The sequence below is a fragment of the Labrenzia sp. ATLA3 genome, from assembly GCF_057180185.1.
On sequence record NZ_JBXUKV010000005.1, the window covers coordinates 448,711 to 467,865 of the forward strand.

A 19,155-nucleotide genomic window follows, 5' to 3' on the forward strand; every position below is an offset into this window, starting at 1 on the left:
GATTTCCTAGCATGTCGTGCCTGCATCACTCGGTGACTTGGTCACCAACGGACAGGAGTTTCCTTTATTCCGGCTCTTCCTCTCACACTGAAGGCCGGTGGCGCTGGGCAGCGAGAAAAGGCCGGCCTCCATGGCCGGCCTCATCACCTTTATCCGTGAACGGCAGGTGGGCGTTCCTCGTGCTCGTCGGCGAGGACACGATCCCGCTGCAGTTCGAGCCACATCGCGTTCATCACGGCAAATATCGCGGCGAGCGGCAGACCCAGAAGCCAGGCGAAGTACCACATGGTTTTGCTCCTTATCTCAGTAGACAGTGTCCGAGTTTCCGGTAACGTCCGCTTCGGTGACCTTGCCCCAGAGCACTTTGTAGACCCAAGCGGTGTAGGCCAGGATCAACGGCATGAAGATCACCGTGACCACCAGCATGATGAAAAGCGTCTGGTGAGAGGACGAACTGTCCCAGACCGTCAGCGAAGAGTTCGGGTGGAGAGATGACGGCAAGATAAACGGAAACATTGTTAGACCTACGGTCGAGATTGCTCCAAAAATGCCGAGTTTGGACCACAGCAGAGTAGAGACTTCGCGGCCCTTGCGCAGGCCGAGCACAGCCATCGTCATGCCCGCGAAACCGAGCACGGGAGCAATGATGATCCATGGTCTGGCCACATAGGCGGACAGCCATGTAGAGGTTCGCTGAACTTCGGAGTAGAGCGGGTTCGACGGTCCGTCCGTCACGATGTCACCTGTGAGGGCATACCCTTCGATCACCAAGAACAACCATAGCCCCGACACCGCGAAACCGATAATCGTCATCAATCCGGTTACCACACCGATGCTTCGCGCGCGCTCAGCGACCACGCCCTCTGCCTTCAATGACAGCCAGGCTGCACCGTGGGTCGTCAACATGGCAATGGATACAACGCCCGTGAGCAATGCAAAGGGGTTGAGGAGGCCCAGAAACTTGCCGTAGTAACTGCCCTCGTAGCGAGAGAAGAGGTCCGGCGTCAGTTCGAACGGCACGCCTTGAAGGACGTTTCCAACTGCGACTCCGAAGATCAGGGCTGGCACCGCACCGCCAACGAACAAAGCCCAGTCCCAGCTATTTCGCCAGATGATGCTTTCACGTTTGGACCGGTACTTGAATGCTACGGGGCGCAAGATGAGCGCCGCTAGAACTGCGAACATGGCCAGATAGAATCCGGAAAAGCTGACCGCATAAAGCGGTGGCCATGCGGCAAAAATCGCGCCACCGCCGAGAATGAACCAGACCTGGTTTCCTTCCCAGACGGGACCGACGGTGTTGATAACGATGCGCCGTTCAACATCCGTTCTACCGACAAAGGGAAGCAGCGCTCCCACGCCCATGTCGAAGCCGTCCGTAAGGGCGAAACCAATCAGCAGGACACCCAAAAGCAGCCACCAGATAAGGCGAAGAGTGTCGTAGGGCAGAAGTTCAAAGAGGATCATGGCAATCACTCCGCAGGGGTTGCAAACGGCACCTGGCCGTCATGGGTACGCAAGCGGTGTTCGTGGCGGGCGTTCCAGATTTCCGTCTCCTCGACGTCCTGATAAGGGCCCTTGCGGATGTATTTCAGCATCAGGCTCATCTCGACCACGAAGAGGATCGTGTAGAAGGTCACAAACCCGGTGAGGGTGAGCAATACGTCCTGAATGCTCAGGTGGCTGACGGAGAGGGCCGTAGGCAGAATGCCGTCCACTGTCCAGGGCTGACGGCCAAACTCGGCAACGAACCAACCGAGTTCTGCTGCAATCCAGGGCGCCGGAATGATCGCCACGGCGAGCCGGAGTGCCCATCGGGGATAGCTTTGCTGGCAGAAAGAGGAACGCCAGAAGAAGTAGATCATCACCCCGATAAAGGCGAACCCGAGACCGACCATGACGCGGAAGGACCAGAACAGCGGCGCAACGCCGGGAATGGTGTCTTCGGCTGCCCGGGCAATATCCGCGGGCGTAGCGTCCCTCGGGTCGTCCATATAGCGAAGCAGAAGGAACGCAAATCCCAGGTTGCCGGAGTTTTCCTCGAAGGTATCGCGCACTTGCGGGGCTGTTTCCGACCTTTGCTCGCGAATTGTCATGAGCGCGTCATAGGCGGCAATTCCGCTTTCGATCCGCTTCTCGGCTTCGGCGACCAGGTCATTTATACCGGGAATTGTTTCCGTGAGTGAACGGGTGCCGATGAGCCCCATGACCCAGGGGATCTCAATGGCATAATGTGTTTCACGCGCTTCCTGGTCGGGTAGCCCGATCAGATTGAAGGGGGCCGGAGCCTCGTGGGTCTCCCACATGCCTTCCATTGCGGCGAGCTTCATGCGCTGTGTGTGACTGGCCGAATAACCGGATTCGTCCCCCAGCACGACGACGGAAAGAGCCGATGCCAGGCCGAAGGAGGCCGCAACGGTGATCGATCGGCGCGCCATCGGCATGTGTCTGCCCTTGAGCAGGTACCAGGCAGACACGCCGAGCACGAAGACAGAGGCGGTGACGTAGCCAGCCGAGACGGTGTGGACGAATTTTGCCTGGGCAACCTCGTTGAAGACCACTTCGAAAAACGAAGTCATCTCCATGCGCATCGTGTCCGGATTGAACTGCGCGCCAACCGGGTTCTGCATCCAGCCATTGGCAATGAGGATCCACAGCGCTGAGAAGTTGGAGCCGATCGCGACCAGCCAGGTGACCGTTAGATGCCCGACCCTGGAGAGCTTGTCCCAACCGAAGAAGAAGAGCCCGACGAAGGTTGCTTCCAGGAAAAAGGCCATGAGCCCCTCGATTGCGAGTGGTGCTCCGAAAATGTCTCCAACATAGTGGCTATAGTAGCTCCAGTTCATACCAAACTGGAATTCCATGGTAATGCCGGTTGCGACGCCCAGAACGAAGTTGATACCAAACAACGTTCCCCAGAATTTCGTCATCTGCCGCCAGATCGGCCGGCCGGTCATTACATAAACGGTCTCCATGATCGCGACCAGGATCGACAGCCCCAGTGTCAGCGGCACGAAGAGGAAGTGGTACAACGCCGTCATCGCGAATTGCAGGCGTGACAGCTCGACAATATCGAGCTCCATGTCGTGTGCTCCTCAGTTTGCGGACCTGTGCTTTTCGGAAAATCAACCAGCACAGGACACATTTGAGGATCCCTATCACCCGATGCGCGGGAGTTTGGTGACCAAATCACCAAACACCCGCGCATCGGATGTTGAGGAATAAGGTGACAGCACCTGAGCGCCTGCACGACACCCAACAGAAAATCATCGCAGACAAAAAGAAAGAGGCAGAACAAGAGTGGTTGGCGGAAAAACAACAAGAAGAACAAGAGTGTGCTCAACAAACAGCCCAAAGGCTCGACGACGCGAAACAATTGAATGATCAGCGCAAAAGGTCAAAATATCTCTGCGCTACTTACGATGACATCAAAGCTGCTTGGGAGCTGCCAAGATTACACCTTTGAAAATATCAGAGAAGACGCTCAAAAAACGTCTGAGAAAATTGCAGAGCTGGCCTACGATTCCAACCCAGATACTAGGTTGTTCATTCCTGATTTCGCCGCCGCAAGCAAAGACAATTTGGATAATACCACCTAGGCCGTGTGGACGAATTGACTCAGGTAGAGGTTTTGGGATTCCGGATTTGATTTCAAAGTGATTCATAGGTTGCCGACGTGATTTGGAGGTTGGCGATGTGTACCAAGATGACAGCACGGGATTTCGAACTGGCAATGGAGGTTTTCCGGGCTTGCTTGCCACGGGTCGGCGCGAAGGCAAAGAATGACCGTCTGTTTCTCGAGGCGCTGCACTATTTCACGCTTCACAACATCTCCTGGCGCGCTTTGCCCGAGCGGTTCGGCAACTGGAACAGCGTCTGGAAACGGTTCGACCGTCTTGGCAAGACGGGTGTGTTCGAGGACTATTTTTCCATTCTGGCCGGGTTTGATGAAGGGGCACACCTGATTGCCATGTTCGATAGCACCGTTATTCGCGCCCATGTTTCCGCGGCAGGCGCCAAAGGGGGCAGGAAGGTCAAGCGCTCGGGCGTTCGCGCGGCGGGTTCGGCACCAAGATCCATCTGAAAACGGATCGGAGCGACCTGCCGCTTGGCTTTGAACTGACCGGTGGCGAAGCCTCTGACAGCAAGCAGTTTACGGATCTCATGGAAACCGGCCCCGACATCAAACATCGGGCCATCGTTGCCGACAAGGGCTATGACAGCAATGCCAATCGAGAGGCTGCGCGAAAGGCCGGGGCTGTCCCGGTCATCCCTTACAAATCAAACCGGCGCGACATTCCCAGGCACTTCGCCAAAGCGCTCTACCGCGGCCGCGCACGCATCGAACAAATGATGGGCAAGCTCAAACGCTTTAAACGCGTCGCCCTGCGATGCGAGAAAACCGCCAGAAACTTCCGCGCCATCGTCGCAATCGCCGCGGCCTTCATCTTGATCAAATCCGTCTACACGGCCTAATGCTTCGCTCCTTCAGGCATATCGCTGCTCTTAAAATCGAAGATTCGTCCGAGCGAAGGCACAAGTTTGGTTTTGCCGTTCACATGAGCGCCTTGGAGCTCCGATCCGTATACGGATGCAAACCCCAGCAACGCGCCCAAGTCCGGACGGGTAAGATCACTGAACTCCACCATAATCAGCCCCTAAAAAATCAAACAGCCCGATAGCTATGATAATTGACGCCACTCAGGTTCTTGGCTCGCAACGCATCGCCAAAAACTTGCGACACCCTGAGGCCAGGACGGCGAATAAACATTTCGTTCCAAGCGTGGTGACCATTGATTTTCGAAAGCGAAAACACAATTTTTGTGATTTCAGGCTTCTTCGCCCGGATCAAGAAACCTTGGTCATCACGGCCAGGCTCGCATAGCGTGTCATGCAGTGTGTCCAGACGGTTGCCAGTGATAAACAGATAGCCTTCTCCGATTTTGGTCTCGTTCTCGAAGTACTCCATTGGGAAGAACTGGTGAACGTCTGGCTCAAGCTCTTCAAGAATGTCCTTGAACACTTGCGGAACAAGCGGCGCACCTCCTTCCCAGCGGTTCACATCGAGCAGCGGTTGACGTTTGATCCCAGGCCCGCCCCTGCGAAGCTTGGTTGGTACGAATTGAGGTAACACGTGCCTGCCAGCGGTAAGCCCAATCGGCGAGATCCAGGCACCTCCGTCTGGTGTATCATCGACCACTCTCATTTTCTCAGGATCCCCGTCGATTGCCTCAAAATAGTTGGTGTACATGTAGTTTTCGGGCTGCACCCCAACGCCGAGACTGTAGACGACTGAGTTATCTTCCATGCCCAATTCACTCCTGTGATCCGGCAAACCTTGGGTCTGCGCGTTGCTGCCAATGCGCTGAACACAAACACGCGCCGATAAAATTGCCAAGCCAAGCAGCAACTTACGCCGAGCAAACAGCGTGAAATTGCGAGCGAGACCAGCGCTGATTCGGTTTGCAGAAGCTTCGTCGCAATTGCCGCGGCCTTCATCTTGATCAAATCCGTCCACACGGCCTAGAAACATACGAATTGTACGCAGAACTCAGAGCGATTTTGGACGAGAAAGCGAACGAGAGCCAAGCACGGCTCCTATCTGTTCTGGTCTCGCCCTGCGGACCACGCTTTCTTCCGGCCGCTGTGCGGCCTCCTCCGAGCCAAACACGATTTCTGCCGGGACCATCTAGCGCCGGCAGAAGTCTCAAGGAGCCTTCCACCGGCAAGATAGTCCATCGGCCGAAACCGCCTTTTTCTCGGTCCATTCGGGGTACGATCGTTCGCGCTGGATTTGCTTTGCAGATAAGGTCGATAAAGGCGCTGCCAATGAAGATCAAATCGTGACAGGTCCATTTGACAAACCGGAAAGCTAAATTTTGACCTCGAATATACCTGAAACAGAATCCCGCAAGTCCGCATCCAAGCTATCTCTTGCTGCACTCGGTATCGTATATGGCGACATTGGAACCAGTCCTCTCTATGCTTTCAAGCAGGCCTTCAACGGAAGTGAATTCGTAACGGCCACGCCAGCTAATGTCCTTGGCGTTCTTTCGCTGATCGTTTGGGCGCTGATCCTTGTCGTTTCGATCAAGTATCTTTGGTTTGTACTCAAAGCGGACAACAACGGTGAAGGCGGGATCATCGCACTCGTCGCCTTACTCAACCCCTGGGTTGCGGCACCCGGAACTCAACGAAATGTTCTGATGATCATGGGCCTCTTCGGTGCCGCACTCCTTTTCGGGGACGGCACGATCACGCCTGCGATTTCGGTTCTCAGTGCTGTCGAAGGCTTGACAGTTGAGACAACGCGTTTCGATCATTTCGTCATTCCGGTCACAGTCAGCATTCTCCTGGTGCTCTTTGCGTTTCAGTACAAGGGCACGAGCCGGATCGGGGCACTCTTTGGACCTGTTATGTTGATCTGGTTCCTCGTTCTTGGCCTGATCGGAATACGCGGTATCCTGCACTACCCCGGTGTGCTCATAGCGCTGAACCCCCTCCACGGAATCAGTTTTCTATTCGGCAATGGTGTCATGGGGGTCATAATCCTTGGCACGGTCTTCCTCGCGGTCACAGGCGCGGAGGCGCTCTATGCAGACATGGGTCATTTCGGACGTACCCCAATTCGGTTGGCTTGGTTTGTCGTCGCGCTCCCCTGCCTTTTGTTGAATTATTTCGGTCAGGGAGCGATCGTTCTCCACGAGCCCGGCTTTGTCGCACATCCGTTCTACGGGCTCAGCCCGGATTGGGCACATTACCCGCTTGTAGCTCTTTCGACCGTTGCCACCATCATCGCGTCGCAGGCAGTTATTTCCGGGGTCTTCTCGTTGACCCGCCAAGCCATACGTCTCGGTCAAATGCCATCATTGCGCATACTTCAGACCGACCGCGAACAGATCGGTCAGATTTATATTCCGGTGGTAAATTGGGTGCTGATGGTCGCGACGGTCGGCCTGGTGCTTGCCTTCCGAACATCGGACAATCTGGCTGCTGCCTATGGTCTGGCCGTTTCGATGGACATGGTGATTACCACCTGTCTTGCCTACTTCGTTGCCCGACGCTTTAACTGGAATCCGCTGCTCGCGGGGGTGCTCGCCGCAGCGTTCCTCGTCATCGATATGGCGTTTCTGGGCGCCAATCTGTTCAAGTTCCTAGAAGGCGGGTGGTACCCGATCGTCGTTGCTTTTCTGGTCTTCGCAATCATGGCAACATGGCGCTTCGGTATGGCGCGAGTGCGTGACCTGAACACTCGAGACAGGGAACCGCTCACGGACTTCTTCGAGCGGATCACAGCCAATCCGCCGGCCCGTATTCCCGGTACTGCTGTCTATCTGACGCCACCGGGCGACTATGTCCCCGCGGTTCTCCTGAAGGATCTCGAATACGCTCCGGCGTTGCATGAACGGGTCGTGTTCATGACCGTTCTGGTCGAAGACGTGCCACGGGTACCAAGTGCGGAGCGCGCCGAAATCGTGGAGCTTGCGTCCGGGTTTTATCACATCACATTTCACTATGGGTTTATGCAGAACCCGAACTTACCCATTGCGATGAGGTTAAGCGAGACGCTCGGGCTAGACATCTCTTTGGATGAAGCCATTTTCTATGTCGGGCATGACACAATCCTCTCGGCACGCGAGACACCATTCTTCGAGCGGGTTCGAAGCACGATGTTCGCATTCCTTTGGCGCAACTCGGCTCAATCGATTGATAAATTTAACCTGCCGCCTGACCGGGTGATCTCCATCGGGAGACAGATCATTGTTTAGCCTGAAGCGGCAGCATGCCAACACCACCGCATCAGTCGGCGGATCGACATGGAGACCCACGATACCTGTGAGTTTCTCGGCGAAGACCGGATCGTACGACAGCTTGAAGCTGCGCCAGCGATGCGCGGCACGACGATCCGGGCATGTTGCAGTGATCGCAGACGGACGTCTCCTGTTTTGGGAACGACTTTCAGGCTTCGTTCCCTTTCTCGATTCCGAAGAGCACCGCAAGCAGATCGTTCTGTTCGCGGACGCTCCACTGACCGGTCAAGCCGAAGCCCTTTTTGAGCCACAGCATGGCTTCAAAACCGGCGATGGAATTTCTGGCTGAGTTAAACGAGCGGAGCCCGCCGACCTTCTGCATATTTTTCTTCAGCCTGAAATGGCCGCTCTCAATGCCTTGTTGCAAATACTTGGTCACATAGTTCACCGGATCAGAAGCAAGCAAACCGCCGTCAACCGCGTCCCCGATGGCGGCAGGAAACGTGCAGGCACCATCTGTGCCAATTTTGCCTGGTGACAACAGCGGCGCATCCTTCAACATTTTTCAAAAGAACCATTTGGCTGCATTCAGATTGCGCTTTGCCGTAAGCAGGAAATCGACCGGATTTCCATGCGTGTAGATGGTTCGATACAGATAGCGCCATTGGCCCTTGATGCGCACATAGGTGTCGTCGATACGGACCGAGCCGCAATGCGGTTTGCAGAAACTTCGCAACCGTTTCTCCATCAGAGGAGCGTAGGTTAGAACCCACCGGTTGATGGTGCTGTGGTCCACCTCAAACCCGCGCCCTGGAACATTTCTTCCATGTCCCGATAGCTCAGCGGATAACGCAAGTACCAGCACATTGCCTGGATGATCAGCCAAGCCTCGAACTGTCTGCCGTTGAAGTCATCCTTTGACTAGCGTTTCAGTTTTCAACGATGGCAGTCAGAAACATGACGTGGAACTTCAAATTCAGGAGCGCTCTTTCAGCAGCCAAATCTCGAGGCGTGGTTAATCCGCCAATCTTGCGGCACGCCCGCCCATACGTCCCAATTACTTTTGTCCAATCACCCATTATTTTTTTCCGCCAAAAAATTTGGTCTCTATTTCACTAGATTTAAGAACACCTTCTATTTTTCTTAAGACGCATTTGGGGACATCTTCCGAGTCTCGACACGACCCAATTGCGTTGAGGTAGGGGATGGAAAGTGCCAAGAATTCGCCAATGTTCAGATAAGGCTCGTTGGTATAAAATCCAAACGCCAATGCAATAGATTTTGCAACACAAAGCTCGTAAGAAGCGCCTTCTATACTTTGATCTATAAGAGAAAACGACCGAACAAAAACATCCTTATCAACAAAAAATCGCGTATAACATGGGTCTTCACTACTCAATCCCTCTGAATAGAACTTTGAAAAATCATCTCCAAATTTTTCTCCCAAGTATCTACTTCTAAATTCATCGTTAGATAAAATATTATCTCGCTCTATCAAATAAAAATTCAACTCTCCACTTGGCTTAATCTGAACACCGGAAGCAACGGAAAAAATATTCATAAGGGACTCTGACAAAGAACGTAATTTCTTGTCCTCAATATCAATATATGGAACAATAATCTCGTCCCGAACAAAAATTCTTCTCTCTTCAGCAATAGAAACGTCTGAAATTGTGCATAAAGACAAAGTTATAAATAATACTCTAAGAAAAAATATATGGATAATTCTTGCGGCCTCATGTCTTTTGTTGTTTCTTGACGGCTACGATACATAATCTCCCCCCCCTACACAACTGTCACCATCCCGCAGCACCGGAAGAACCGGACCGCGTCTTCCGCATTCTCGCCATTGGTGACATGCACCATCAGTTGCTTGCAGCTTCTAGTCTCAGTCCAGTGGCGCACTGCCTGAGAGATTCCGCCCGTGCGGAGTTTGAGATTTTTTCCGTTCGCCATCTTTAGTTCCTAGATATTAGCTCAAAAAGCAGTGGATCTTTACTAGCGCCCCTAATAGAAGTAATGAAAAGCAAAGTAGTAACCAAAAACTATAATTAAAAAAATCGCAAGACTGACGACGCTTAATCGAAAGTAAGTGACTTTGGCGCCGAAAAGAGTAATCACCTTGCCAGGTGCACAGGAAATAAAGCGATATATGATATTATTTTCTTTATTTTTTCTAAAAGTATTTCCAAGATTGGCTAGGAACGAAGCAAAAAATAATATTGAAATAAGAATCGTCGCTAACACTGACAAAACAATAAAATTAGTCATTAGACACCTTTTCTACGCGAAGCTCAGCAAACAATTCTACGGATTGGATTTTAGGCACGATGCTAAAGTAAATTACACCACTTCCACGGCATAATTCACCCTAACCGTCACCATTCCGCAGCGCCGGAAGAACTTGTCCGCATCTTCAGCCTTTTCACCATTGGTGACATGCAGTACCAGATCGGCGCAGTTTCTCGTGTTGGTCAAATGGCGACCGCCTGGGAGAGGTGCAGCGCTACCTTGCCGCCGAGCAGCGCGCCGGTACCCAGGGCGCTTTGTGGCGCAGACGACGCGCATACTCGTTAGTGTGCTTGCGGCACCATCGACGGATGGTCTCAATAGAAACGACAATGCCCCGTTCGAACAAAATTTCTTCGACATAGCGCAGGCTCAGATTGAAACGGAAATAGAGCCGAACAGAAATTATTGCCAAAGGAATAAGGTGACAGAAGCGCTAATACTGTCAATTTGCACATAGAACCCGCTCTGTGGAGTTGAAACATCTTAATTTGTGTAGTTTCTTTGGTTTTGTCAGGTGGCATAATTAATCTAATTCTTTAATTCGACCCAAATTCGAAGAAATTTGAAAGTTGAAACGATGTCTTGGCTCTTAAGAGTTTGCGCAGAGCTGTTCTTGGGAAGCCCTTTCCCAAGTAAATGAGACGCTGCTCTGGCAAATAAACCATAAGCAAATGAAAAGAAGAACGAAGGCGTAAGAATTTGAAGTGCGAAGCCCCAAGTATCTTCGCGACCATTCAAAACATTATATATTGACAGGGCGAGACTAATAGAAATTATCATCCATGTGGCTATAATAAGGTTATTTGTTTTTCTGCTCATTTACTTTTGCCCTCAGGGTTGAAATATCTGGATTTGTTGTTTTTCTGTATTTATTTGGGGAATCCGATAACTTCTGCCGACCGTCCTTTCATAGACCGCCCGGTCCTTGGTTTCAGAAAACGGAATATCGCGAAAGATCGTCTACTTTCCAAATAAAACTGCCGCAACTAAGAATGGAATCGTAAATTTCCGTCTCCCAACCATCTCCGGATGTCTTGTGATTTCCCGCACCAGCCACTTTTTAACCCAATCACTTAAATTTAAAAAAGCCGAAAATCCAAATGGAAAATACTAATAACATTGATATATACTTACCATATTAGCTATCATCGAGTATCATGTAAGTGAATCCGAATATTGTTCCAATAAATATGAATATTATCAGCATTTTCGCCTTGTATAGATCTTTCTGGTTCACTTTTCGCTATCCTGCTGCTGTAGGTCAACTGATTTTGCGCACAGTTTGTGGCCTGTGTCCGCCGGGACCGACCACGCCTAAATGACAAATGGCACGTAGAATCCGTCGTCATACCGGCCAACGGCGAAAGACTGTGCTAGCGGCGGGCTGTCGATTTAAACGATGATCGCAAGACATCCTGCTCAATTTCATCTCAATGCAAAGGCGGCTTGGTGTTTCTTCGGCGTACTGGTCACGCAATTCGGCGAGCCCGGGGTCTACATCGCCGACAGCTATACCAAGCCGATCGTGCGCCCGGCACCCTGGGCTGGCTATCGTGCAAACAAGGGTTTTCACAATCGGATGGAGGGAAGTCACAGGCTGACAGGACGACGAGAAAATCATGGGGCTTTTTAAGTCGTCACGACACGTTTATCCCACTTGGTCGCCCCCCCTTCCGTTACACATCATCCGTTTGAATCTTTCCTCACGTTTTGATTCCAATGATTCATTGGACCGCAAATCGGAAGTCCTCGAGACTTGGGGGATGGAACCTGGTGACACCCCTCTTCTGCTCAAACGCGCAGACCCCGGCCGGAACATTGACCGGTTCTACCACCTGGCGGTCGAGCCAACCCTGTTCGGCGGATTTGCCGTGCGCCGGACATGGGGACGTTTGGGCACCTGGGGACGGACGCGGCTGGATCTCTTTGCCGATGTCTCATCGGCTGTGGCCCATCAGCAGGGCCTGGCGAAGCAAAAACAAAGGCGCGGGTATTGTCCGCAGTGAGGCAGTGGCGGGCGCCTGATCCCACGTTTCATGGGATCTTCCTCTGACAGATAATTCAATCCTCACAGAATACCCCAGGCCCTGTATCTGTCACGGCCTGTGAGCTCGCGTGGCAATGCCGGGCCAAGCTGGCGGATCATGCGGTCGACGGCGGCGGCGGTGACACCGAGGGTCTGGCGCGCCATGGGAACGATCAGCTAGGCCTCGAACTGTCTGCCTTTGAAGTCATCCTTCGATTAGCGTTTCAGCTTGTCGGCAATGGTAGTGAGGATCATGACGCAGAACTCCACAAACTTTGCGACACGCCCTGGCCGCTTGCCTAGCGAAATTTCTTTGGGTCGATACCAGCCCTTCGCATGCGTTCATAAAGAGTACTTTTCGATAGGTTCAGCTCTTTCGTAACATTCTCGATATCGCCGCCATGGCGTTTCAGCGATTTTTCTATCAGCGTTTTCTCGATCATCTGCATCTGAACCGAAAGGCTGACATCCTCTGGCGTTTTGCCGATCCAGGAGCGCAGCTGCCTCTTGGCCCTGCGCGACCGGGCTTCCAGTCGAGAAAGGCGCTTGTCATTTGCGGCCCGGATCTCGGCTATGAGCGTCTTCATTGAACATGGTTTCTCCAGAACAGTGACTGCACCCAGGGAAATCGCGTCGATAATGAAGCGGCGGTCCGCATAGCCCGTCAGCATTATAACCGGCAGTTCCGGGTCAACCGAACGGCAATGGTTCAACAGCCACAAGCCGTCTTTGCCGGGCATGCGGAAATCGGAGACCACAACCCCTTCGAAATGCACATGAAGATGGTCGACTGCCTCGATGAAGTAGGTGCAGGAAATCACTTCGAACTGTTCTTGCCTCAGGCGGCTTGCCACCGTTTCACGGACATCCCGGTCGTCATCGACAAGAAGAACGCGAACCCCGGTCATGGCTCGGACTCCCTCAGCGGAAGATGCAAGGTGAATTCGGCACCGCCGCCGCTACAATTCGCTGCCGTGATACGGCCGCCGAACACCGCTGCGATCCGCGCCGAAATCGACAACCCCAATCCCATACCTTCACCGGTCGGCTTGGTCGTGTAAAACGGGTCGAAGATTTTTTCGATCCTTTCGATACCTGCGCCGAAATCCCGAACGGCGACGGTCGCCTCCTTCTCCTCCCGGGCCACTTCGACGACCACGCGCGGGCACCGTGCCGTTTTCGCCGCGTCGGCGGCGTTCGACATCAGATTGACAATGACTTGTTGCAGCCGCACGGTTTCGGCGGCAACCATTGGCCCTTCCTCCTCCCGGGATTTCAGATCCACTTCGACACCGTCACGCGAAAGCCGTATGCCCAAAAGCTCGATGGAGTCGCGTACCGACTGAAGCAGATTTACCTGCTCGACCTCAAACTCAGGATCGCGGGCAAAATCCCTCAGATTCCGCACGACATCACCGATCCGGTCGACGATTTGGGAAAGCCGGTCAATCTCGGGGCCAATGTGAGAGCGGTCATTGTCTGCAGCCAGATCAACCCGGATTGTGTCAACCAGCGCCTCCAAGGCAAACAGGGGCTGATTGATTTCGTGGCTAATGGTGACCGACATCTCGCCGAGCGCACGCAATTTCTCCCCCTCGGCCAGTTCTGCCTGCAGCCGCCTCATGCGGTCCTGCGCGTCCTTCCGCTGGGCCATTTCCGCCCGCAGAGACCGCGTGCGCTCCTGTACCGCTTGCTCGAGCAGCTCCTTTGCCGACTGTTCTTCGTTCAGCCGTCTCAAGATGAGATGTCTTCGGATCTGCAGGTAGTGAAACGTCGTGAAGAAAAGCGCTGCAATCGCCGCGATCGAGACCGCGCCAAAGACGAAATAGTTGAAAAGTGACGACACCGGACTGAGAACATAAAGCCGCGTGCCGGTGACAAAAGACTGTTTGCTGGTGCCGAGCCAGAAGCCGGGCAAATCGCCGATCCTGTAGGTCCTGGGCAATGACAAAATCGCCGATTCTTGGACCGGCGTTTTTTTCATCAGCAGCCCTGCCTCGTTCGAGGCAACGACAGTCCCATCGTCCGCTTGCAGAAAGATCAGTTCCGACTGCGATCGCCAGCCGATCTCGAAATCTTCAAGATCGACATAAACCGCGACCGTGCCGGTCTCCGCCTTTTCGACGTCGCGTATTCCAAAGGCGAATTCGTAAAGACGTTTTCCGCTGCGCCGGTCCAGCGTGAACCGACGCTTCAAGGCAAGGATTCCGGAGGACCCAATCGCTTTTTCTGCTCCTGCTTCTGAAGGTGCGGGACCGGAAATCCTTCGGGAAGCATGAGCCAGCGGTTTTCCGTCTTCGAGCAGCAGAACAATCCCGAAGGCGTTGGTTGCAATGACCGTTTGCTGTAACAGGTCATCGAGTTCCACGGATCCGGTTTCCTTGATCGTGGCAGTGACAACTGTCGGATGGCTCGCCAGGAAAAGCGGGATGTGACGGTATTTCGCAAGCAGGCCTTCGGTTTGCTGTGCGAACAATCCCAGCTTCAGTTCGGCATTTCGGGTAACGTCCGCGTATCCCTTAATCAGCCCCGCGGTGCCGCCTGCAAGAGCTGCGGTCAGGACAATGACAATCGCTCTCGTAAAGTTGAGGGCGATTGTCTTGTCGGAACGCACAGAACTTTCCGCGCCGGGACGCTGCTTCATGTCGCTGTTGTTGCTATTTCTCAATGAATTCAATGATCATTGATGACACCTTGTCCTTGTTTTCTCCAAAGAGCAAGAATTGCGCATGTGCCTTGCCTTCCACCGGATAAAGGCTCTTCGGCTCCAACGAGCCATCGAAAAGCCGCTGTACATTGGCCATCGCTTTTTCGTCGCTTGACGCGATGAAGAGTTTTTCAGCTTCGGAATCGTCCAGCGGGTTTCCTCGCACTGGTGAAAGCAGGACGACCTTCCTCACTCCGGCAACGGACGTGACCTGCTCCATGGCGTTCAAGACAGCCTCGCCACCACTCGAGGCACCGACGAGAATAACCTCCAGATGGCCACGGCGGGCTAGTTGCTGGATCGCGTGCCTTACGTGGTTCGCGGATTTGCCGCTGATTGCCAGAGAGGCAATACCCTTTTCCTGAAGAGTTTTTGCAAGCGGAAACCAGCTCTCCTTGTTGAAGATGAAGCCAGGAACCCACACGACCGCTTTTGCACCCTGCGCCGGAAAGTAGGTGGCATCGCTCATGTAGAGGTCACTGTCAGCGTTGGTGACAAGGTTTTCCGGGGGGGCGACGTCTGCTGCAAAACTGGCAAACGTCGTGAACAGATACGCTGCAATCAAAAGAAAAGGTAATTTCGACACGATGTCTTCCTCCAGCCATTTCCAAGTTTGAAGTTGTGAGACATCTATTGTGAAGGAGCGCATCGCATGTCACCTAGATGAAACCGTGCCAGACAGCCGCGTTGAGATTTTCGTGAATTATTTTAGGGGCTTAGGATTGAGTTTCGGTTGCCTTTGGGCAAAGTCTTTCCGAAAATCCGGAATTTTACATCCCGCGCCGCATCCTGCCTCTCAGCGAAAGTTACGACACGCCCACAAAGCAACGTTCTTCAGCCCATCGGCTGCAATTCCCACCGAGCCAGATGCGCTGGATGTCGCGACCTGAGGGGCGCCCAAGATAGAGAATGCGTCAAGAGACAGAAGTGACAACCGTCAAAATGAACCGAACGGCGGCAGGTCTCTTTTTATCAAACGCCATTCTGCCGACGCGGGCCAGCGAGTTTCAGGAAACGAGCGCGCCTGAGCTCCCTGAATAGATTTGCTCGGCATCTACTCGGGCTTGTGAGCAGCATTAGCAGTGCCCTGCAAACCGCCCGCGCGATAACGCAGTCCGTCAACCAGCAGCGCGACCAACCGGCGAGCGGCTGATGGATTTCCATCACTTGCAGGCATACACAGGCTCGCCACCGCGCGCAGGAGATCATATGGATTTGCATCCGGCCTGATTTCTCCGGAAGTGACTGCGGCATCGAGCAATCGCTGCAGTGCTGGTTCGAACCTGCTGTCGAAGTAGGCCGGCAAAGCCTCGAACGCCGGATCCCCCGAATGCAGGGCAGCAGCCAGTCCCCGCTTGGCAACGATGAAGTCGACATAGCGTTGCATCCATCGGTCAAGCGCTTCTCCAGGAGAAAAGGCATCCGCAAGACCGGCCGCAGCATCCGCGCAGGCGTCCACCTCACTCCGAAACACCGCTGCGATCAGATCGGAGCGCTGCGGAAAATTCCGGTAGATAGTCCCGACGCCGACACCTGCCTTTTCGGCAATCTCGCGCATCGGTGCCTCAACGCCTGAGGTCGCGAACACGTCCCGTGCTGTCCGCACCAGTTTCTCGACATTGCGCTTTGCATCTGCGCGTACGGTCCGTTCCGACGATCTGCCAGGCATGAATTCTTCCATTTCGCCAATCACTGCTTGTTAAGCGGAACAATGTTCCGTATATAGACGGAAGGCTGTTCCGTTTAATATGTCGTCAGGTCTGAAAAAGCCAGCGAACAAACTAGGGAAATTCATCATGTCGGATGAACGCGTTGCTCTCGTCACGGGCGCCACACAAGGAATTGGCCTCCAGATCGCCAAGGAACTGATTGCAAACGAATTGACGGTGCTTGTCGGTGCGCGCGATCTAGAAAAGGGCGAGAGGGTGGCCAAGGACATTGGCGGGCGATCCCACGCCATCCAGCTCGACGTCACGGATGTGGCATCGATCGCGGGGGCAGCCGCTCTCATCCGCTCTCGGTTTGGTCGCCTTGATATCCTGATGAACAATGCCGGGATCTCAAGAGCGAAGCCAAATCAGGATTTTGCGGAAGCTGTCAGGACAAACCTGCTCACGGACGCACCGCTTGCCGAAATAAGAACGGTGTTCGAGACCAATGTGTTCGGCGTGATTGCCGTGACACAGGCGATGCTTCCGCTTCTGCGGGCGTCGCCGGCGGGCCGCATTGTCATCACCGGGAGTTCCGGCGCATCGCTGACGTTCAACTCCGACCCCGTCAATCCGCACCGGCGGATGTTCGGCAACTACTCGGTGTCGAAGACAGCGGCACATGCCGTGATGCTGGCGTTTGCGCTGGCACTGGAAGGCACGAACATCAAGGTCAATGCAGCGTGTCCCGGGTTCACCGCCACCGCACTAAACAATTTTAAAGGCACGCGCAGCGTGGAGGAAGGCGCGCGCGCGCCTGTGCGGCTTGCCCTGATCGGCGATGATGGACCCACCGGAACCTTCTCTGATGAAAATGGAACCGTGCCTTGGTGAAAACGTTCGGAATGGCTGTTTGCTAACAGGGACACGCCTCTAAGGCAGCCAAGTCGAGGGATAAGGAATGCGAATTTTTCTGACCGGCAAACCGGGTTCATCGGTTCGGCGGTCCTGGAAAACCTGCTCGACGACAACCACAAGATTCTGGGACCAGCGCGTGTCGCACACGGCCCTCTCGGAGAACAAGCGCCTCGGCCGGAAGCCACCGGGCTGGCCGAGTTTGTTTGATGATCCCAATTACCTCGCGAGGCGCAGGAAAGAGACTCACCGACACGCTGCTCGGCGGCAAGGTCGCCCTCTGTCTCGTCCACGCGGTACGCCATTGGGCTAATACGCGAGGTTGCGCCCATGTGATGGTGCATGTCACCAATGGTGACAACGCAGAAGACGCGGACAGGTTCTTCCGGCGCTGCGGGATGATGACTTTTAGGTAAATAATCATGAAGCTGGATAGGAAGTAAAATGAATAGAATTCAAAAGAAGATATTTCTGCTTCAATTTCTTGTTTTTTTTGTTTTTGCTTGTGACGTTGCCGGTGCTTGTGAAGTCAATGGGCGCGACTGGAGTAAGTCTGTAAACGGGGTGGTGCAAGCCTTAAATGAAGGCGACTATCAGAAACTAAAGGAAGTGATTGGGAAAGATATATTTTCACAAGAAAGCGAAAGTTTTGACAAGCTTCTTTCAAATCTAAAAGAATATTCTCCTACTGGGTTTAGTTCTTGCAGAGAACTGATGAGCTTAGAAATTCCGCCTTTGGCGGCAAAAAGTATACTTGAATTCACTGGTCGGAATGGAAAGGGAATTTACGTTTACTTGTTTTTGATTGGGGGCGAGAAGCGCTATCGTAGCGGTATACAAATTTTTCGTGTTTCGACTGGGCTTGAAGATATTTTGCAAAACTGGTGAGTTTGATTATGGTTGATTTTAGAATTAACGGTACTGCCGCAAATACTTAGAGCCCGTTCCCAAGAAAAATATCCCCAAGAAAAATGCAATAGAAAATACTGTTATGATTACTAAAACACTATTGTCTTCGCAAAAATCTCTAAGTATTCTGCGCATTCTCGATTGGGGCCGGGCAACCGAACCGCGTTCAACATCCGATTGATTTCGTTGATGCTGGCGGTGTTAGCACCGCTCTTATCAATCACGATCTTGCGCGGCATACCGTTTGTTTCAACGGCGCGAGCGAAGAATTTTGTGGCTGCCGCCTTGTTCCGACGTCTGGGCAGCATGAAGTCCAGCGTCTTTCCGAACTTGTCGATAGCCCGATACATATAGCGTCATTGGCCCTTGACGCGCACATAGGTCTCATCGATGCAAACCGAGCCGCAGTGCGGTTTGCGGAACCGGCGTAGCCGCTTTTCGATCAGCGACGCATATGCCAAAACCCACCGGTTGACGGTGCTGTGATCGACTTCTAAGCCGGAACATTTCCTCCAGATCCCGATAGTTCAGCGGATACCGCAAGTACCAGGACACTGGCTGGATGATCAGCCAGGCCTCGAACTGTCTGCCGTTGAAGTCATCCGTCGATTGGCGTTTCAGTTTTTCAACGATGACACTCAGAAGCATGACGTGGAACTCCAATTTCTAGAGCGCCCTTTCAACAACCAAATCTCAAGGCGTGGTCAACACGACAATCTTTGCGACAGGCCCAGCAGTTATCCGCCAAAGAAAAACCAATATTAGTCAAACTATCCATTTAAACTTAAATACTCACGAATTTGAAAAATCAAACAAGATAAAATATAGAACGTAAGTGCCAAAAAATTTCCCGTTATATGATGATTCAATTTTAAGCAAATAAAAAATTAAAAATAGTGCCAAGGA

General features: G+C 53.0%; 17 protein-coding genes and 4 pseudogenes. 7 read left to right on the forward strand and 14 right to left on the reverse strand.

All coding sequences use genetic code 11. From position 1 onward, the window contains the following. Positions 1-149: 149 nt before the first annotated feature. From cydX to AC2A6O_RS16260, 3 genes are read right to left on the reverse strand one after another with little or no spacing between them, the layout of a single operon-like run. Positions 150-287: a cytochrome bd-I oxidase subunit CydX gene (gene cydX, locus AC2A6O_RS16250; protein WP_148587570.1), complete on the reverse strand. Its 138-nt coding sequence runs from the start codon at positions 285-287 to the stop codon at positions 150-152. A gap of 16 nt (positions 288-303) precedes the next feature. Continuing rightward, positions 304-1,467, reverse strand: a complete 1,164-nt coding sequence (gene cydB, locus AC2A6O_RS16255) for a cytochrome d ubiquinol oxidase subunit II (RefSeq protein ID WP_498928581.1) — start codon at positions 1,465-1,467, stop codon at positions 304-306. 5 nt (positions 1,468-1,472) lie between these two features. Next, on the reverse strand, positions 1,473-3,083 hold the full coding sequence (locus AC2A6O_RS16260) for a cytochrome ubiquinol oxidase subunit I (protein ID WP_148587568.1): 1,611 nt from the start codon (positions 3,081-3,083) through the stop codon (positions 1,473-1,475). Between the two features lie 143 nt (positions 3,084-3,226). On the opposite strand from AC2A6O_RS16260, the gene AC2A6O_RS16265 reads away from it, so the two are divergent. The 3 genes and pseudogenes from AC2A6O_RS16265 to AC2A6O_RS16275 form a co-directional block, all read left to right on the forward strand. Beyond that, the gene (locus tag AC2A6O_RS16265; protein WP_498928583.1) at positions 3,227-3,466 is read left to right on the forward strand and encodes a hypothetical protein; all 240 of its coding nucleotides are present in this window, start codon (positions 3,227-3,229) and stop codon (positions 3,464-3,466) included. A 267-nt stretch (positions 3,467-3,733) separates the two neighbouring features. After that, complete coding sequence (locus AC2A6O_RS16270) at positions 3,734-4,084, forward strand: transposase (RefSeq protein WP_498928758.1); 351 nt, start codon at positions 3,734-3,736, stop codon at positions 4,082-4,084. Then, a pseudogene (locus AC2A6O_RS16275) lies at positions 4,066-4,476 on the forward strand (IS5 family transposase); the annotation flags it as partial. The gene AC2A6O_RS16270 and the pseudogene AC2A6O_RS16275, both read left to right, overlap by 19 nt. Before the next feature lie 190 nt (positions 4,477-4,666). Here the strand turns inward: AC2A6O_RS16275 and AC2A6O_RS16280 are convergent. Further along, a complete protein-coding gene (locus tag AC2A6O_RS16280) occupies positions 4,667-5,518 on the reverse strand; it encodes an imm11 family protein (protein WP_498928585.1) in 852 nt (283 codons plus the stop codon). 361 nt (positions 5,519-5,879) lie between these two features. Between AC2A6O_RS16280 and AC2A6O_RS16285 the strand changes: the two genes are divergently transcribed. After that, positions 5,880-7,769, forward strand: coding sequence for a potassium transporter Kup (locus tag AC2A6O_RS16285; RefSeq protein WP_498928588.1), 1,890 nt, complete (start codon positions 5,880-5,882; stop codon positions 7,767-7,769). 190 nt (positions 7,770-7,959) lie between these two features. Here AC2A6O_RS16285 and AC2A6O_RS16290 read toward each other — a convergent pair. The 4 genes and pseudogenes from AC2A6O_RS16290 to AC2A6O_RS16305 all read right to left on the reverse strand — a co-directional run. After that, positions 7,960-8,672, reverse strand: a pseudogene (locus AC2A6O_RS16290) (IS6 family transposase); the annotation flags it as partial. Positions 8,673-8,829: 157 nt separating this feature from the next. Next, positions 8,830-9,312, reverse strand: coding sequence for a hypothetical protein (locus AC2A6O_RS16295; protein ID WP_498928590.1), 483 nt, complete (start codon positions 9,310-9,312; stop codon positions 8,830-8,832). Positions 9,313-10,094: 782 nt separating this feature from the next. After that, positions 10,095-10,229: a hypothetical protein gene (locus AC2A6O_RS16300; RefSeq protein WP_498928592.1), complete on the reverse strand. Its 135-nt coding sequence runs from the start codon at positions 10,227-10,229 to the stop codon at positions 10,095-10,097. A gap of 61 nt (positions 10,230-10,290) precedes the next feature. Next, a pseudogene (locus AC2A6O_RS16305) lies at positions 10,291-10,461 on the reverse strand (IS6 family transposase); the annotation flags it as partial. Positions 10,462-11,806: 1,345 nt separating this feature from the next. Here AC2A6O_RS16305 and AC2A6O_RS16310 point away from each other — a divergent pair. Beyond that, positions 11,807-12,049 carry a WGR domain-containing protein gene (locus AC2A6O_RS16310; RefSeq protein WP_498928594.1) on the forward strand — a complete coding sequence of 81 codons (243 nt, stop codon included), beginning with the start codon at positions 11,807-11,809 and terminating at the stop codon, positions 12,047-12,049. Positions 12,050-12,111: 62 nt separating this feature from the next. Here the strand turns inward: AC2A6O_RS16310 and AC2A6O_RS16315 are convergent, their stop codons facing one another. The 5 genes from AC2A6O_RS16315 to AC2A6O_RS16335 form a co-directional block, all read right to left on the reverse strand. Beyond that, positions 12,112-12,234, reverse strand: a complete 123-nt coding sequence (locus AC2A6O_RS16315) for a helix-turn-helix domain-containing protein (protein ID WP_498928596.1) — start codon at positions 12,232-12,234, stop codon at positions 12,112-12,114. A gap of 134 nt (positions 12,235-12,368) precedes the next feature. Beyond that, positions 12,369-12,977, reverse strand: a complete 609-nt coding sequence (locus AC2A6O_RS16320) for a response regulator (protein WP_498928598.1) — start codon at positions 12,975-12,977, stop codon at positions 12,369-12,371. Next, on the reverse strand, positions 12,974-14,683 hold the full coding sequence (locus AC2A6O_RS16325; RefSeq protein WP_498928600.1) for a sensor histidine kinase: 1,710 nt from the start codon (positions 14,681-14,683) through the stop codon (positions 12,974-12,976). Before AC2A6O_RS16325 ends, AC2A6O_RS16320 begins: the two co-directional genes overlap by 4 nt. A gap of 43 nt (positions 14,684-14,726) precedes the next feature. Continuing rightward, the gene (locus tag AC2A6O_RS16330) at positions 14,727-15,425 is read right to left on the reverse strand and encodes an alpha/beta hydrolase (RefSeq protein WP_148587540.1); all 699 of its coding nucleotides are present in this window, start codon (positions 15,423-15,425) and stop codon (positions 14,727-14,729) included. A gap of 405 nt (positions 15,426-15,830) precedes the next feature. Then, complete coding sequence (locus tag AC2A6O_RS16335) at positions 15,831-16,445, reverse strand: TetR/AcrR family transcriptional regulator (protein WP_498928602.1); 615 nt, start codon at positions 16,443-16,445, stop codon at positions 15,831-15,833. A 127-nt stretch (positions 16,446-16,572) separates the two neighbouring features. Here AC2A6O_RS16335 and AC2A6O_RS16340 point away from each other — a divergent pair, with 127 nt between their 5' ends. Both AC2A6O_RS16340 and AC2A6O_RS16345 read left to right on the forward strand, forming a co-directional pair. Next, positions 16,573-17,319: an SDR family NAD(P)-dependent oxidoreductase gene (locus AC2A6O_RS16340; protein ID WP_498928604.1), complete on the forward strand. Its 747-nt coding sequence runs from the start codon at positions 16,573-16,575 to the stop codon at positions 17,317-17,319. 465 nt (positions 17,320-17,784) lie between these two features. After that, positions 17,785-18,228, forward strand: coding sequence for a hypothetical protein (locus AC2A6O_RS16345; RefSeq protein WP_498928606.1), 444 nt, complete (start codon positions 17,785-17,787; stop codon positions 18,226-18,228). A gap of 218 nt (positions 18,229-18,446) precedes the next feature. Here the strand turns inward: AC2A6O_RS16345 and AC2A6O_RS16350 are convergent. Further along, positions 18,447-18,897, reverse strand: a pseudogene (locus tag AC2A6O_RS16350) (IS6 family transposase); the annotation flags it as partial. Positions 18,898-19,155: the final 258 nt, after the last annotated feature.

Bases quoted from the DNA above. Each gene is read 5' to 3' on its own strand.
- cydX (WP_148587570.1), bottom strand. From the start codon at position 287: ATGTGGTACTTCGCCTGGCTTCTGGGTCTGCCGCTCGCCGCGATATTT.
- cydB (WP_498928581.1), bottom strand. From the start codon at position 1,467: ATGATCCTCTTTGAACTTCTGCCCTACGACACTCTTCGCCTTATCTGG.
- AC2A6O_RS16260 (WP_148587568.1), bottom strand. From the start codon at position 3,083: ATGGAGCTCGATATTGTCGAGCTGTCACGCCTGCAATTCGCGATGACG.
- AC2A6O_RS16270 (WP_498928758.1), top strand. From the start codon at position 3,734: ATGGAGGTTTTCCGGGCTTGCTTGCCACGGGTCGGCGCGAAGGCAAAG.
- AC2A6O_RS16295 (WP_498928590.1), bottom strand. From the start codon at position 9,312: ATGAATATTTTTTCCGTTGCTTCCGGTGTTCAGATTAAGCCAAGTGGA.
- AC2A6O_RS16310 (WP_498928594.1), top strand. From the start codon at position 11,807: ATGGAACCTGGTGACACCCCTCTTCTGCTCAAACGCGCAGACCCCGGC.
- AC2A6O_RS16315 (WP_498928596.1), bottom strand. From the start codon at position 12,234: ATGGCGCGCCAGACCCTCGGTGTCACCGCCGCCGCCGTCGACCGCATG.
- AC2A6O_RS16320 (WP_498928598.1), bottom strand. From the start codon at position 12,977: ATGACCGGGGTTCGCGTTCTTCTTGTCGATGACGACCGGGATGTCCGT.
- AC2A6O_RS16330 (WP_148587540.1), bottom strand. From the start codon at position 15,425: ATGCGCTCCTTCACAATAGATGTCTCACAACTTCAAACTTGGAAATGG.
- AC2A6O_RS16335 (WP_498928602.1), bottom strand. From the start codon at position 16,445: ATGCCTGGCAGATCGTCGGAACGGACCGTACGCGCAGATGCAAAGCGC.
- AC2A6O_RS16340 (WP_498928604.1), top strand. From the start codon at position 16,573: ATGTCGGATGAACGCGTTGCTCTCGTCACGGGCGCCACACAAGGAATT.
- AC2A6O_RS16345 (WP_498928606.1), top strand. From the start codon at position 17,785: ATGAATAGAATTCAAAAGAAGATATTTCTGCTTCAATTTCTTGTTTTT.